A 15,416-nucleotide genomic window follows, 5' to 3' on the forward strand; every position below is an offset into this window, starting at 1 on the left:
AATGATGAGTAACATATTTTCACTTTACGCCACCCATATTAAAATCATGGAGGTGTTTACGCGATGCGAAGAAAAGAACGAGAACACAAGAAAGAACTTCCGACCGCAACCGACATGAACCCAGCATTTACGGTTCAAAGTGATGCCTTCCAACCACTCGACCTACTCATTAATCAGGCGGACAATGGGCTGGAACAAGAACGAAGCGACGTTCACGCCGACAACGAAGACATGTAGCTTTTCGGGTGCCTGGCACTTTTCAGTAACCGTTGGGAGAGTAAGGCGAATTTATCGTGCCTGGTACAGATATAAAAAAACCCCGAGGGCCGCAATGAGCGGCTTTCGGGGTTCTTCCATCTTCACACTAAAATGTGCTCTCAGGCTATTGCTTACTTCTTTACGTTGTAGAATGCGTCTTTCCCTGCGTAGATCGCTGTGTAGTCGAGTTCGTCTTCGATGCGTAGCAGCTGGTTGTACTTCGCTACACGGTCTGTACGGGATGGCGCACCTGTCTTGATCTGACCAGCATTTGTTGCAACCGCGATGTCTGCAATCGTGCTATCTTCCGTTTCACCAGAACGGTGGGAAATGACTGCAGTATATCCTGCACGTTTTGCCATTTCGATTGCATCGAATGTTTCACTCAATGTACCGATTTGGTTTACTTTGATCAGGATGGAGTTACCGACTTTACGCTGGATCCCTTCAGAAAGCTTCGCTGTATTTGTAACGAACAAGTCGTCACCTACCAGCTGTACGCGGTCACCAATTGCAGCGGTAAGCTTCTCCCACCCCTCCCAGTCGTTTTCGTCAAGTCCGTCTTCGATTGAGATGATCGGATATTTAGAGGTCAATTCTTCATACCAGGCAACCATTTCTTCAGAAGTCTTCGTTACACCTTCACCGGATAGGTGATACTTGCCATCTTTATATAGCTCTGAGGATGCAACGTCCAATGCAAGCTTAACTTCCGCATCAGGCTTGTATCCAGCTTTTTCAATCGCTTCGATGATCGTTGAAATCGCTTCTTCATTCGACGATAGGTTAGGTGCGAATCCACCCTCATCACCAACCGCCGTATTCAAACCTTTGTCCTTCAATACTTTTTTCAATGTGTGGAAAATTTCTGCTCCGACACGAAGTGCTTCACGGAATGATTCAGCTCCGACTGGCATGACCATGAACTCCTGGATGTCCACGTTGTTGTCAGCGTGCTCTCCACCGTTCAAGATATTCATCATCGGTGTCGGAAGAGTTTTAGCGTTGAATCCACCAAGGTAGTTGTAAAGAGAAACATCAAGGTGATCTGCAGCAGCATGTGCAACAGCCATGGATACACCTAGAATGGCGTTAGCGCCAAGCTTTCCTTTGTTTTCTGTGCCGTCAAGCTCTAGTAACTGCTTGTCAATAGCAACCTGATCAAGCGCATCGAAAAATACGAGTTCAGGCGCGATCACTTCGTTGACGTTGTTTACTGCGTTCAAAACACCTTTTCCTAAGTAACGGTCTTTGTCACCATCACGAAGTTCCACTGCTTCGTATTCACCTGTTGAAGCTCCACTCGGTACAAGCGCGCGTCCACGAGCTCCTGATTCTAACCAGACTTCAACCTCTACAGTTGGGTTCCCACGAGAGTCTAAAACTTCACGTGCAAAAATATTGACGATATTCGATGTCATAACTTTTCATCTCCTTGGTTTTTAAGTTTTATTTTGTTAACTACTATCCCTTAATCAAGGTTTTCCCTGTCATTTCCTTCGGCTGATTCCCACCTAACAAATCCAGCACAGTCGGCGATAAGTCGGCTAAAATTCCGTCATTCCGGAGGTGCACACCTTTTTTCGTAACGATGACCGGGACGGGGTTGGTCGTATGGGCCGTCATCGGCTTATCATTAGTCGTAATGACCTCGTCTGAATTTCCATGGTCTGCCGTGATGATCGCGGTACCATCTTTTTCTAAAATCAAGTCGACGATTTTTCCGAGACATTCATCGACTGCCTCAATCGCTTTGATCGTAGGTTCAAGCTTACCAGAATGTCCGACCATATCCGGATTCGCGAAGTTCAAGATGATTACATCGTGCTTGTCTGCATTCAGTTCATCAAGCAACGCATCTGTCACTTCATAAGCACTCATTTCAGGCTTCAAATCATATGTTGCTACTTTCGGTGAATCGATGAGAATCCGTTCTTCTCCAGGGAATTCATCTTCCCGGCCACCACTGAAAAAGAAAGTGACATGCGGGTATTTCTCAGTTTCTGCAATACGTAGCTGCTTATAATCCTGCTGTGATAAAACTTCACCAAGTGTATTGTCCAAGTTCGTTGGCTTGAATGCAACCTCACCATCCACTGATTCACTGAAATGGGTTAGGCAGACGAAGTGTAGATCCTTCGGCAGTTTTTCACCCCGATCGAACCCTCGGAAGTCCTCATTCGTAAAGACTTGTGAAATCTGAATCGCGCGGTCAGGACGGAAGTTGAAGAAGATGATCGCATCATCGTCCTCGATCGTCGCAACCGGAGAACCGTCTTCTTTCGTAAGAACAGACGGCAGGACGAACTCATCATGAATTTCATTTTCATAGGAATCATCCACAAGTTCGATTGGATCTTTATATGACGGACCTTCACCATAGGTCATCGCACGATAGGAGCGTTCCACGCGATCCCAGCGCTTATCCCGGTCCATTGAATAATAACGTCCTGATAATGTTGCGATTTCTCCAACGCCATACTCATCCATTTTTTCTTGAAGGGCTTTGATATATGTCTTAGCTGTTTGCGGTCCGACATCACGGCCATCCAGGAAGCCATGGATATACACCTTTTCGACATTCTCTTTCGCAGCTAGTTTCAATAGCGCGTAAAGGTGATCGATATGACTGTGGATGCCTCCATCTGACAGCAGTCCGAAGATATGGAGCGCTGAGCCTTTCTTTTTCACATGGTTCATGGCATCCAAGAAGGTTTGTTTTTCGTAAAACTCGCCTTCTTTGATCGATAGATTGACGCGCGTCAAACTCTGATATACGACCCTGCCAGCCCCGATGTTCAAGTGGCCGACCTCAGAGTTCCCCATCTGTCCTTCAGGAAGGCCGACCGCTTCTCCGGAAGCCTGTAACTGGGAGTGCGGAAACTCGCTCCAATAACGGTCGAAGTTCGGTTTTTTCGCCTGAGCGACAGCATTTCCTTTTGTTTCATCCCGTAACGCAAACCCATCAAGAATGATGAGTGCGACTGGTTTTTCAGCCATTATTTACAACCTCCAACAACTGTAAGAAAGACTGAGGCTTCAAGCTGGCCCCACCCACAAGTGCACCATCGATATCGGATTGGCTCATTAATTCATCGATCGTTTCCGGCTTCACACTTCCGCCGTATTGGATGCGCACTTGTTCAGCAATATCTTTCGAAAACTTCTCAACAATGACACTTCGGATGTATGCACAAACTTCATTCGCATCTTCAGCAGTCGCTGATTTACCTGTTCCAATCGCCCAGATCGGCTCATAAGCAATGACAGCCTTTGCAACTTGCTCTTCGGAAAGTCCGCTTAGCGCTTGCTCGACTTGCGTTTTGACATGTGATTTGGTTTCATTGTTCTCACGTTGTTCGAGAGATTCACCGACACAAACAATCGGCACAAGATCATGCTTAAAGGCAGCGTGTACTTTCTTGTTGACAGAGCTATTCGTTTCATTAAACATTTCGCGGCGCTCAGAATGTCCGATAATGACATACTCAACTTTCAAATCTTTTAGTGCTCCTGGGCTGATTTCGCCTGTAAATGCTCCGCTTTCTTCGAAATGCATGTTTTGTGCTCCAATATGAAGCTTCGTATCAGCTGTTTCGTTCACCAGAGCATTCAAAAAGAGTGCAGGGGCACAAATGACAGAATCGATTTTATTTTCATCCGGCACCAGACCTGATATCTCTTTTACAAAGCTCTTGGATTCCTCCAATGTTTTATGCATTTTCCAATTTCCTGCGATGATCGGTTTACGCATCCTTCAAGGGCCACCTTTCATTTAGTTTGGCTCTGTTATTCTTCATTATTTATTTTCACGAAATCCACTCTCTTTCCGCGGGCGATCCGCAAGCCTCCTCGCTCACTTGCACAGGATCTCAACACAAAAATGAAATCATTTTCGTGTCTGCGATGAGAATTCTTAGAAGCTTTCCTTATGCTGGCTTCGACGTTCACCACAAGACTACAGACTTAAATTCCATCCTTGTAGTATTGCGCCGAGTAACCGCAGCGCAGGACTTGGTGGTTGTTTGTCGAAGATCCTTAAATCGCTGCGGGGTCTCGCTTGGCTCGCTTTTCCCGCAGGAGTGTCGTGAATTTCACCTAAACCATTTGAAATCAACATAAAAATTTAACAAAGCCTTTAGCCATTCAATTATTTTTAGTGCTTCTTATCATTCGGTTTTGTTTTTAAATGTCCTCTTATTTGTCTTTTAACGCTGCGACGCCCGGCAAAACCTTCCCCTCCATAAATTCAAGAGAAGCACCTCCGCCAGTAGAAATGTGATCCATTGCATCTGCCAGTCCGAATTTCTCGACGGCAGCTGCAGAATCTCCACCACCAATGACACTGTACGTATCTTTAGCGTCTGCCAAAGCTTTAGCGATCGTCATCGTACCGTTTGAAAAGGCATCGAGTTCGAATACACCCATTGGTCCATTCCATATTACAAGCTTCGAGCCTTCAATGACGGTTCTGTACTCATCGCGAGTACCTGGTCCAATATCTAATGCTTCCCAATCTGAAGGGATTTCATCAATTGTAACGACTTTCGTATTCGCATCATTTGAAAAATCATCTGCAACGACGACATCTTTAGGAAGATACATTTTGACGCCTTTTTGCTCAGCCTTTTCCATGAATTGCTTCGCCAAGTCAATTTTATCCTCTTCTAAAAGAGATTTCCCGATGTCATAGCCGAGCGCTTTTACAAATGTATAAGCAAGACCTCCGCCGATGATCAGGTTGTCCACTTTATCTAAAAGGTTATCAATGACACCGATCTTATCCTTTACTTTTGCACCACCGATGACCGCCGTAAATGGGCGCTCTGGCGTTGATAGTGCTTTTCCAAGAACCTCGAGCTCTTTTTCCATTAAAAGTCCCGATACACCCGGAAGATGATGTGCTATACCTTCTGTTGAAGCATGTGCACGGTGAGCAGCTCCGAATGCATCATTAACATACAAGTCTGCGAGATCAGCAAAAGCTTTTGCCAGCTCAGGATCGTTCTTTTCTTCACCAGGTTCAAATCGAACGTTTTCTATCAGTAAGACTTCTCCATTATTCAGGCTAGAGATTGCTTTGTCGACTTCTTCACCATAAACTTCATCGGTCTTTGTAACGGTCTGGTTCAAGAGTTCACTTAGTCGTTTTGCGACTGGATCAAGACGTAAATCATCAACGACTTGTCCCTTCGGACGCCCTAAGTGGCTTGCTAGAATTACTTTTGCTCCGTTTTCTATTAAATATTGAATGGTTGGTAATGCGGCACGGATTCGAGTTTCGTCATTCACTTCGCCATCCTTCATCGGCACATTGAAGTCCACACGACAGAATACTCTCTTCCCTTCAACATTCACATCGCGCAACGATTGTTTTTGCATGGAAAAGCCTCCTTCGTTTTAATTAAATTGCTTTCAGGTGAATCATAAGTTACCTTCAATTTGATTAAACATTTTTGCTCCTAGACTCTCGTAGTTGGAATTAAGAGGCGCCATGGTTATATGTAAGACTCTTTTTGCAACAGAGAGTCAGGGGATGATTAATCTTAACTTCTTCAAAAGTACATGTGAAAAGAGGAGTAAAAATACCCCTCCCCCACATTCTATATAAACTTATGAAAATGGTACAGTTTTTTCATGTTGAAAAACTGTTCCTGTTGATTTTTGACTTCCTCTTAAAGTCCTTTAGAAGCGATGAACGCCGCAAGGTCAACAACACGGTGAGAATATCCGCTCTCATTGTCGTACCAGGAAATTGCTTTTACCATGTTGCCTTCCATGACCATTGTAGAAAGCGCATCAATTGTAGAAGAGTCAGGGCTTCCATTATAGTCACGAGATACTAGTGGTTCCTCACTGTATCCGAGGATTCCTTTCAAGTTTGTTTCAGAAGCTTCTTTCAATACTGCATTCACTTCCTCAACTGTTACATCTTTATCAAGCTCGGCTACAAGATCGACTAATGATACATTTGGTGTCGGTACACGCATTGCCATACCGTTCAGCTTACCTTCAAGCTCTGGAAGGACAAGAGATACCGCTTTTGCTGCGCCAGTTGTCGTCGGAATGATGTTTTCACTTGCTGCACGCGCACGACGATAGTCTTTGTGCGGCAGGTCAAGGATTTGCTGATCGTTCGTGTAAGAGTGAACAGTTGTCATCATTCCACGCTTGATACCGAACTTATCGTTCAATACTTTAGCAAGCGGTGCAAGACAGTTTGTCGTACAAGATGCGTTAGATATGACATTGTGGCTAGCGGCATCATACTTGTCTTCGTTTACACCAAGGACAACCGTGATGTCTTCGTTTTTCGCCGGAGCAGAAATGATGACTTTCTTCGCGCCTGCTTCAAGGTGTTTAGCTGCATCGTCACGTTGAGTGAAACGACCAGTCGATTCAACGACGATTTCTACTCCAAGGTCTCCCCAACCTAATTGAGCCGGATCGCGTTCAGAAAGAACTTTTATTTCTTTTCCATCTACAACAAGGTTTTCACCGTTCACTTCAACTTTTGCATCCAGGGTTCCATGAACAGTGTCATATTGTAGTAGATGAGCGAGCATCTCAGCGTCTGTAAGGTCATTGACTGCAACAACCTCAACATCGTTGTTCTTCAATGCTGCACGGAAAACGTTACGTCCAATACGTCCAAAACCGTTGATACCAATCTTTGTAGCCATTATAAAACTCCTCCTTGGATTTAATAAACATATTTTATTATTTAGTAAGTGCCTGGCACCGTTTTGAAACCCTTATCAGTCCTGGCTTCTTAAAAGGTGCCTGGCACCGAAGCACTTATTCCATCAGTTTTTTTGCGGCGCCTTCATCGGTGATGAGGATTTGGTGCGGGCCGCGTTTCATGTATGCTGCAATTGCTCTTGCTTTACTGCTCCCGCCTGCCACCGCCAAAATCGTTTTGTCGTTTGTCAGGTCATCTAGCTGTAAGCCTACTGTTTTCACTTTGTGGACGATTTTGCCATCCTTGTCGAAATAGTATCCAAAGGCTTCAGCTACTGCTTCATGTTCTTCAATCTGCTGATAGACTTCAGGGGAAGATTTTCTTCTTTCAGCCATCGTTATTGCTTCTCCAATACCATGGATGACAATTTCTGCTGAACGGATCACCTCGAGTACATCCTTCACACCAGGCTCACCAATTAAACTTTGATAGGCTTCATTGCTTAATTGATCCGGAACATGAAGCAACCGGTACTCACCGTTCGCTTTTTGAGCCATCGTTGCGCAGATTGTGTTCGCTTGATTTTCAACTTGTTCACCAAGCCCGCCTCTGGCAGGTACGATCAACGGCTGCCGCTTTTTTGACAGAGGCGTCATCATATCCGCAACTGCAGCCAGCGATGTTCCCCCAGTGACTGCGATCGTCTTTTGAGTCTTTAAAAGCGGTAAAAGCCTCTTGATTGCAGCTTTCCCCATTTCTTTTTTCACCCAAGAATCTCGGTCACTATCACCTGGGACAATAATAACTTCCGCCAAGTTTAAGTTTTCCCGCAATTGCCCTTCTAAAACATGAAGACCTGAAACTTGTTTCATGATATTTTCAAGCTCTAGAAGAATATGATTACCTTCATCGGTCAAAGTCATACCTGAAGAAGTAATCTTCAGAAGACCTTGTTCATTCAAGAACTCAACCTCTGCTCGGAGTACCCGTTCCGTTTGTTGGAGATTGGCAGCTAAACTTCTTCTGCCGATCGGTTGCAAGTACCGGACATTCTGTAGGATCCGATAACGATTCTGCATAACATCCAGCAAGTCTGGTAATAATTTTCGTTGTATATCGATTAACGGCTCCATCGCAACTCCCCTTTTAAAATAGGGTTAGTTAGGGACTTTTTTCGTCCCGCTTAGTCATAATATGTCCCAATAAGTGTAAAAAAAATACGACTTGCTCCTCCATCTATTATATTAGCAAGTCCGTAAAAAGGTTTCAACAAAAATTACTTATAAAATGTAAGTAAGCGTTTTCTTAATGAATTCCCATCAATAATGCCATATTGAAGGTCCTCTCCATTCACCTGTACGACAGGGATCATCACCCCGTATGCCTCCAACCATTCATCATTCTGGTAAATGTCCCGTTCTTCGATTGTAAACCCAAGTTCTTCCTGCAGCTCCTCAAGTATTAAAAGTGCTTTGTCGCACAGTGGACAATTCGTTTTCGTATAAAAATAGACTGTCAACATGATTTTTGCTCCTTTTTAATGAGGCTCTGTTAATTCTTAATTGTTTACGAAATTCACTCCCTTTCCGCGGGCGATCCGCAAGCCTCCTCGCTGCGGAGTCTCGCCTGGCTCGCTTTTCCCGCAGGAGTGTCGCGATTTCGCTTGAAAAAAATCTTCTATAAAAAATAAATATTAAAACTAATAAAGACTTTTATGATGAATTGAAAACGATGGAACTGTGTCTGTTCCACCGTTATACGACAATGCTTTTTCTTTTTGATGAAGATGGAATCCGTAATTCTTCTCGATATTTTGCAACCGTTCTTCTTGAAATATCAATGCCTTCTTCTTTAAGAGAGTTGGCGATTTTTTGATCAGAAAGCGGCTTATCCTTCGGTTCCTCTTCCACCATCCGCTGTATCTGTATTTTTACTTGAGCAGAAGATGTTTCCTCCATTTGATTGGTTTTATCCAGCTTTGAAGTAAACAAAGACTTCAACGGGACAGTACCTCTTGGTGTTTGGATCGTCTTATTTTTCACAGCCCTGCTTATTGTCGATTCATGGACATCGATATGCATCGCAACTTCCTTTAATGTCATCGGGCGCAATGCTTCATATCCATGATCGAAGAAAGCGCGTTGGGCCTCCAGCAAATATTCGCCAAGCTGCTGAAGCGTTTGCCTTCGTTGATCAAGACTTCGTTTCAGCCACCCGAATTTCTGAAGCTGGTTTTCTAGATATGCCTTTACATCACTATGCTGCTTCATAATCCGGAAATACCGTTCATTCAATGACACTTCTGGCACCAAGTCTTCATTCATCCTTATATATAACTCACCCTGTTTATTCTGTTCGATAAAGAACTCAGGGTCGATCCATTCAGTTCGGCTTTTTTCAAAACCTGAACAAGGTCTCGGATTCAGTGAACGAATGAAATCATCCGCTTCCTTCAACTCTTTCATCGAAATATTCAAGGTCTTAGATAGATAGGAATACTTCTTATCCGCAAAGGCATCGAGATGGTGTTCGATGATCGCCCTAACCTCTGGCATGCGACAATCCATCGCTTTCAACTGAAGTAACAGACATTCTGAAAGTGATCTCGCACCTACGCCAATCGGGTCAAGCTGCTGGATTTCATCCAAGATCCGTTCAATTTTTTCATATGGGACTCCGAGCTCTTTCTGCAGACATTCAAGGCTGCAATCCAAATACCCGTTTTCGTCCAAACAATAAATCATATATTCTGCAATTGCTTTATCTTCATCAGTAAGTTCAAGCCATGTCAACTGCTCAAGAAGATGTGCCTGTAAAGAATCATCTTCTGATTTTATAAAATTGACTGGGTTAAAATCATTCTCATCATCATAAAACCAGGAATCCTGATCACTTCCGGTTGTTGAATTCTGATCCTGCTGGATATCAACTGGTTTTTCCTCCAGGTCGATCAATGGGTTTTCCATCGCCTGCTGGTGTAAAAATTGAGAAAGTTCGAGTGTAGGATATTGTAAAATCGTTATCGCTTGCCGTAACTCTTGGGTCATGACAAGTTTCATCGATTGTGTCTGATATAAGCCTAACTCCATAACAATCCCTCCTACCAACATCATATCAAAAATGTATGCGCTTTAGCACCTTGAAATATTTTGAAAATGGTTGGCAGATAGTGGTTGTCATCAAATCATGAATAATAAAAAGGAGATTGTAGCAAGGCTTGCGACCGTACTGACAAACATCGCACTGGAAACATATTCTGACTTCAACTCGAATTTCGTAGCCAGTAAAGTTGTTGTGGCTGCTGTCGGTGTAGCTGAGGAAAGGATGAGCACTTTTGCCCAAAGTGAATCCAATGGATAAAAGAATCCGATGATCAGAAAAGCAATCGCCGGATAAACGATCAACTTGAAAGTCGTCGCCATACTGATGAAGGACATCGCACTCTTCACATTGATGTTGGAAAGGTTGATTCCAAGCAACGTCAGTAGAGCCGGAATGGCGGCATTCCCCAATAGTTCAATCGGGTTCGACAGTGCAGCTGGAACCTGGATACCTGCTAATTTCAGAAAGATCGCCAAAAGGATCGCAACGAATGCGGGCATTTTGAAAATGTTCGAAAAAGCTTGGCTAAACCCTGTCTCTTCATTTCTCGATGCATAATAGATTCCTGCAGAGTTCATGAGCAGGGATTGGATGACGGCAAATATGATCCCGATCGTCACGCCTGTTTCCCCGAAAGCAAACATAAGGATCGGAAGCCCATAGTTCCCTGCGTTCGGGAACGCGCTCGCAAGCATCATCGCATTTTTATAAGAAGGTTCCCATTTGAAAAAGAAACTGATCAAATTCATCAAAACGGCAAATAAAACAAACAACGATACTCCGAAAAGGGCAATTTTCCCTAGATCCGAAAAATTCAAGGATGAAGTAGTTACTGAATAAAAGAACAGGGCAGGACTAAAAACGTAGATACATAAATCAGAGACTGGTTTCGGGTTCACACCTAGATACCTGCCGACGATAAAACCGATCAATATGATAAAAAATACGGGGAATACAATATTGAGCAAATCAATTATGAACATAACTTTCACCTGACTAATCTATTTTTCTATATGAACAGGAAAAACAAATGAGGAGTCCCCCTCCCCATTTGTTCTATTAGGCTCTGTTAAGGTTTCTTGTTGATATATGCAGAATTAACTCCCTTTCAGCGGGCTAAAGAAAAGCGGAAACGACCTGTTTAGTCACGTAGGTCCCTGGAAGACTGACGAGGAGGCTGTGCCGCCGCAGGAAGTTTGAAGTGATCCAAGTGACTGGTCGCTGAGCTAGACATCACATCTCTGCAGGACGTACTTGTACAGGATGTACTGACTTCGATGTTCACCATAGGACGTGGTGGTATTTAGTCGAAGTTCATTATTATAGTCGAAGATCCTTTTAGTTATTAACTGCGGGTCTCGCCTGGTTCGCTTTTCCCGCTGGAGTGTCGCGAATTTCGCTTTAGGAAATTTCTTACAAAATTCAACATTACTATTTAACAAAGCTATTAAAATAGTATTGGAATTAACACACCTGCTAACAGCAAGATCAGTGCTCCACCCAGTCTGGATGAAATCTGTGCGAATGGCATAAGTTCCATTCTTCTTGAGGCTGATAGGACTGCAACGTCTCCGGTACCGCCCATATTCGCCATACACAGTCCGGCTGTAATCGCTGATTCGATCGGGTAGAAACCGACAAGACGACCAACCAGGCCTGAACCGATCGTAGCACCAAGCACGACAGCGAGGACAATCGCAATATATTGAAGGCTCAGCGCATCAATAACCGCACCTAAATCCGTATAAGCGATCCCGATCCCAATCAGTAAAGCAAACGTCCAGTTCTTAGCGACGAATTGGTACCATTGACTCGCACCTTCTTCCACACTATTTGGAATGAGGTTGAAGATCTTACATACCGCAACGACAATGATCATGAGAGCATAGGCATGCAATGGAATAAAACCTGCAAGGACTTGACCCAAAACGAAAAATGCTAAAGCGGCAAGTAGTCCTGCACCCATTTTTCCAATATTCAAAGTCGTTTCTTCTTTTTCATATTTGAAACCTTTCATCAACTGTCCATTGCCGGAAAGTGACGGTTTCTTCTTACCGATCATATTGAGGACACTTGCAATGACGATCGCGAATACGTTCCCTAATGCCAGGGCTGGAACAAGAATTGAAATATAATAGCTTGGATCATTCCCCAGTAACTCAGAGTAGATTTGGGACATTGGGACTGCACCAGCACCCATTCCACCACCCATGATCGGAAGGGTTATGACAAGTATAGCATCCAATACATCAAAACCTACAATATAGCCGACCAAACCTGCAAGGATGACCGCACCGATCACTGCTGAAAGAAGGGGCAATGCAAAACGTGCTCCGGCCTTGATCAGGATTTTAGAATTCATCCCTAGTATGCTACCTGTAATCAAGGCTGCAATATAAAAGTTCAAGAATTGTCCATCTTTCATGAAGTCGGTGATCATGGTGACACTTTGTTCTGGCAGTAAATTTCCATAAACGAGAAAAGAAGCTCCGAAGATGGCAACAATCGCTCCCCCGCCTAAATATGTCTTTACAATCGGGGTGTGATCACCTAACCAGCCGAATAATTCGCCTAAGATGATCATGATGATCAAGCTGCCGATCATCCCGCCTGGCATTGTATCCGTGTAAAGCGCCGTCAGCATGACAGCTCCAAAGATGACAAACCATATGATAGGGGTGTTGAATAATGTCATTTTTTTCGGCGGTTCTTCTTGGATCTGTGACCGTTCTTCGAATTTCTCTTCTTCCTTGTACGCTAGATTACTCATATTCTCATCTCCTCACATGTGTTCTCCTAGGTTGCAAACGGTTTCAATTATCCGTGCACCTATTTGACGTAGAAATTAGTCTTATTTCGCATTGTAAAAGAATGTGAGCAATCAATTAAGGTTTCGTTAATTTTAAAAGAGTTTTGTAAATAAAGAAAGCAGGGCAGGTGAAAGGCTGATTCGCTGTTCACAAATAGTTGTTGATGATATTTTCACTTAGCGGGACTCGGTGGTATCGCGTCTGCGGTCTGCCGACAGACCCATATACGGTTTGGGATTCGAGCACTCCGATCTCCGTAAGAAAAGATAAATATTTACGTGTGGAGACGCGCGAAATACCTACATTGAAGGTGAGATCATCAGTAGAAAAATCATTGTCCAAACCTATGATTTCATTCCACACCATGCTCAGCGTCTCCCTCGTCAACCCCTTCGGTAATTCATTCCCTCCAGCAACGTCCTGTTCATCTTTACGGAAAAGCAGCTCATCCAGCTCCTCTTGACTGGATTCCTTATTCCGATCAAAGTAGAATTTCTTGCTCTTATATCTATTCAACGATGATTCAAACCTTTCGAATTCAAAAGGTTTGATCAAATAATCCACCGCCCCAAGCCGAATTGCTTTATTGATATTCACCTTATCGTTTGCCGCAGATATGACGATCACATCGACCGCTGCCTCTTTCGCACGCACCTCAGATAAAAATTCAAGGCCATTTAGCTTCGGCATGAAAATATCAAGCAAAATCAAATCAACCTTTTCCTGCTCGAGCACCTGGAAGGCTTCGGCCCCATCGTCAGAAACAGATACAAGATTGAATCCTTCCATTTGCTCTAAGTATCTTTTATTGAATTCTGCCACCATAGGATCATCTTCTATGATCAATACGTTAATCATCTTTTTCATCCTTGCTTTTATAAGGGATTCGCACTTCAAAAATCGTTCCTTTATCTGGCTCAGAGGTGACCACGACTTCCCCATCCAATCTCTGTATACTTTCATGGACAAGATGAAGTCCGTACCCTCTCTCTGCATCTTTCGTCGAGTATCCTTTGCGGAAGACTTGTCTTAATTTTTCATCGCTCATGCCTGTGCCTTTGTCTTTGACTTCAAGTGTAAGGGATTCCTCTTCTTCATCAAAGACAAAACTGATCAATATCTTTTTGTCATTTGCATTTTTGACAGCTTCCAATGCATTGTCGATCAAATTTCCGACGATCGTGATGATTTCATGAATGATTTCCTGTTCTTGAGGCAATGGAACGAATGTGTCTTCTGATAAGGAAACATTCATGCTTTGTTCACGTGCGTAGCTCATTTTAGCAAGGACAAAACCAGCTAAAATCGGGTCCTTGATCCTTTTTACGATAAAACCGATTTCTTCTTGATAATGGTTTGTAATGTGGTTGATGTAGGCTGGGAGCTGATCATAGGATTTCATATGGACCATTCCTAAGATCACATGCAACTTATTTTTGAATTCATGCGCTTGTGCCCTGAGCGCTTCTGCATACATCCGTACGCCTGTGAGCTCTTTAGCAAGACGTTTGATTTCCGTCAAATCCCTGAATGTGGATATTGCTCCAACCACCTTTTCATCAACCTTGATAGGTACGATATTCGCCAACAGGGTGATGCCATTCAAGCTGGCCTCTTGATCAAGCTCTGGAATTCCAGTTTGAATCACTTTCTTGAGTTTGGAATCATGGAGATAAGAATCGATATTCTCTCCCAACAAATCCCCTTTTAAACCTGCTTGCCTGAAAATTTGTTTAGCCTTATCATTTGCCAGCGTAATCGTGCCTTTTTTATCAATTGTCAGTATACCCTCTACCGTCGACTGAAGCATCTTGTTCCGTTCTTCAAACACTTTCGCGATCTGGGAAGGTTCAAGACCAAACAGGATTTTCCGGACCCTCTTGCCTAAAAAGATTGCACCGATAACGCCTATTACTGCCCCGAAGAGGATCCCTATGTAAATGATGTATCTGCTTTTATTGACAGCCTCTTCAATACTGCTTAACGAAATTCCAACCGCAACAGCACCAATCTGTTCACTGTCATCCGAGTTATAGATCGGTGTGAAGGACCTCAATGACATCCCTAACGTGCCTTTGGCGATTGAGACATGCTCATTCCCTTTTAAAACTTCAGCCTCATCCCCACCGACAAAAGACTTCCCGATCTTCTCTTCATCAGGATGGGATTTACGAATGCTATTCATATCAAAAACAACGACATAGTCTACATTCGTCACCTCTCGAATGTCTTCAGCAAACGTTTGGATCTCCTGCTCAGGCAAATCACCTTCCATCCCATTGATCACAACAGGAGAATTGGCGACCATCCTTGATATATTCGTCGCTTTTTCCTCTAAATGCAGATACGTCCGCTTCGAAACCTCTTCACCTATAAGAAGGTATGTAACCAGCAGGGCGAGGATCACGACGCTGCAAACGAGTAATATGATTGTTGTCTGTAACCGTAAATTCGGCATTTTCAGTTTCACCAAAAGAGCCCCCAAATTGAATCATTTCATTGCGATTGAAAATTGTGATTGCATCAACGTCCAGTCTCTACTATAATATCCATGCATATGTTTT

Annotated in this window: 13 protein-coding genes; 1 reads left to right on the forward strand and 12 read right to left on the reverse strand. The window is 43.5% G+C overall.

Features of this window, described 5'->3' with window-relative positions:
• Positions 1-63 precede the first annotated feature (63 nt).
• Positions 64-237 (forward strand): hypothetical protein, encoded by a 174-nt coding sequence (locus ACJROX_RS23900; RefSeq protein ID WP_408007707.1) that lies wholly within the window; start codon positions 64-66, stop codon positions 235-237.
• Positions 238-389: 152 nt separating this feature from the next.
• On the opposite strand, the gene eno is transcribed toward ACJROX_RS23900, so the two are convergent.
• The 12 genes from eno to dcuS form a co-directional block, all read right to left on the reverse strand.
• On the reverse strand, positions 390-1,679 hold the full coding sequence (gene eno, locus ACJROX_RS23905; RefSeq protein ID WP_408007708.1) for a phosphopyruvate hydratase: 1,290 nt from the start codon (positions 1,677-1,679) through the stop codon (positions 390-392).
• Between the two features lie 43 nt (positions 1,680-1,722).
• Positions 1,723-3,258 (reverse strand): 2,3-bisphosphoglycerate-independent phosphoglycerate mutase, encoded by a 1,536-nt coding sequence (gene gpmI, locus ACJROX_RS23910; RefSeq protein ID WP_408007709.1) that lies wholly within the window; start codon positions 3,256-3,258, stop codon positions 1,723-1,725.
• Positions 3,251-4,012 carry a triose-phosphate isomerase gene (gene tpiA / locus ACJROX_RS23915; protein WP_408007710.1) on the reverse strand — a complete coding sequence of 254 codons (762 nt, stop codon included), beginning with the start codon at positions 4,010-4,012 and terminating at the stop codon, positions 3,251-3,253. Before tpiA ends, gpmI begins: the two co-directional genes overlap by 8 nt.
• Before the next feature lie 443 nt (positions 4,013-4,455).
• Complete coding sequence (locus ACJROX_RS23920; RefSeq protein ID WP_408007711.1) at positions 4,456-5,640, reverse strand: phosphoglycerate kinase; 1,185 nt, start codon at positions 5,638-5,640, stop codon at positions 4,456-4,458.
• Positions 5,641-5,933: 293 nt separating this feature from the next.
• Positions 5,934-6,941 (reverse strand): type I glyceraldehyde-3-phosphate dehydrogenase, encoded by a 1,008-nt coding sequence (gene gap / locus ACJROX_RS23925; protein ID WP_408007712.1) that lies wholly within the window; start codon positions 6,939-6,941, stop codon positions 5,934-5,936.
• 115 nt (positions 6,942-7,056) lie between these two features.
• Positions 7,057-8,073 carry a sugar-binding transcriptional regulator gene (locus tag ACJROX_RS23930; RefSeq protein WP_408007713.1) on the reverse strand — a complete coding sequence of 339 codons (1,017 nt, stop codon included), beginning with the start codon at positions 8,071-8,073 and terminating at the stop codon, positions 7,057-7,059.
• Positions 8,074-8,216: 143 nt separating this feature from the next.
• Positions 8,217-8,459, reverse strand: coding sequence for a glutaredoxin family protein (locus tag ACJROX_RS23935; RefSeq protein WP_408011754.1), 243 nt, complete (start codon positions 8,457-8,459; stop codon positions 8,217-8,219).
• Positions 8,460-8,694: 235 nt separating this feature from the next.
• The gene (rpoN, locus tag ACJROX_RS23940) at positions 8,695-10,029 is read right to left on the reverse strand and encodes an RNA polymerase factor sigma-54 (protein WP_408007715.1); all 1,335 of its coding nucleotides are present in this window, start codon (positions 10,027-10,029) and stop codon (positions 8,695-8,697) included.
• A gap of 90 nt (positions 10,030-10,119) precedes the next feature.
• Positions 10,120-11,025, reverse strand: a complete 906-nt coding sequence (locus tag ACJROX_RS23945; protein WP_408007716.1) for an AEC family transporter — start codon at positions 11,023-11,025, stop codon at positions 10,120-10,122.
• 464 nt (positions 11,026-11,489) lie between these two features.
• Positions 11,490-12,812, reverse strand: coding sequence for a 2-hydroxycarboxylate transporter family protein (locus tag ACJROX_RS23950; RefSeq protein ID WP_408007717.1), 1,323 nt, complete (start codon positions 12,810-12,812; stop codon positions 11,490-11,492).
• A 187-nt stretch (positions 12,813-12,999) separates the two neighbouring features.
• A complete protein-coding gene (locus ACJROX_RS23955; RefSeq protein ID WP_408007719.1) occupies positions 13,000-13,710 on the reverse strand; it encodes a response regulator in 711 nt (236 codons plus the stop codon).
• Positions 13,703-15,310: a DcuS/MalK family sensor histidine kinase gene (gene dcuS, locus ACJROX_RS23960; protein WP_408011755.1), complete on the reverse strand. Its 1,608-nt coding sequence runs from the start codon at positions 15,308-15,310 to the stop codon at positions 13,703-13,705. Before dcuS ends, ACJROX_RS23955 begins: the two co-directional genes overlap by 8 nt.
• Positions 15,311-15,416: the final 106 nt, after the last annotated feature.

It is taken from the genome of Pseudalkalibacillus sp. A8 (genome assembly GCF_045920555.1).
In the GTDB taxonomy this organism is placed as follows: Bacteria; Bacillota; Bacilli; order Bacillales; family Fictibacillaceae; genus Pseudalkalibacillus.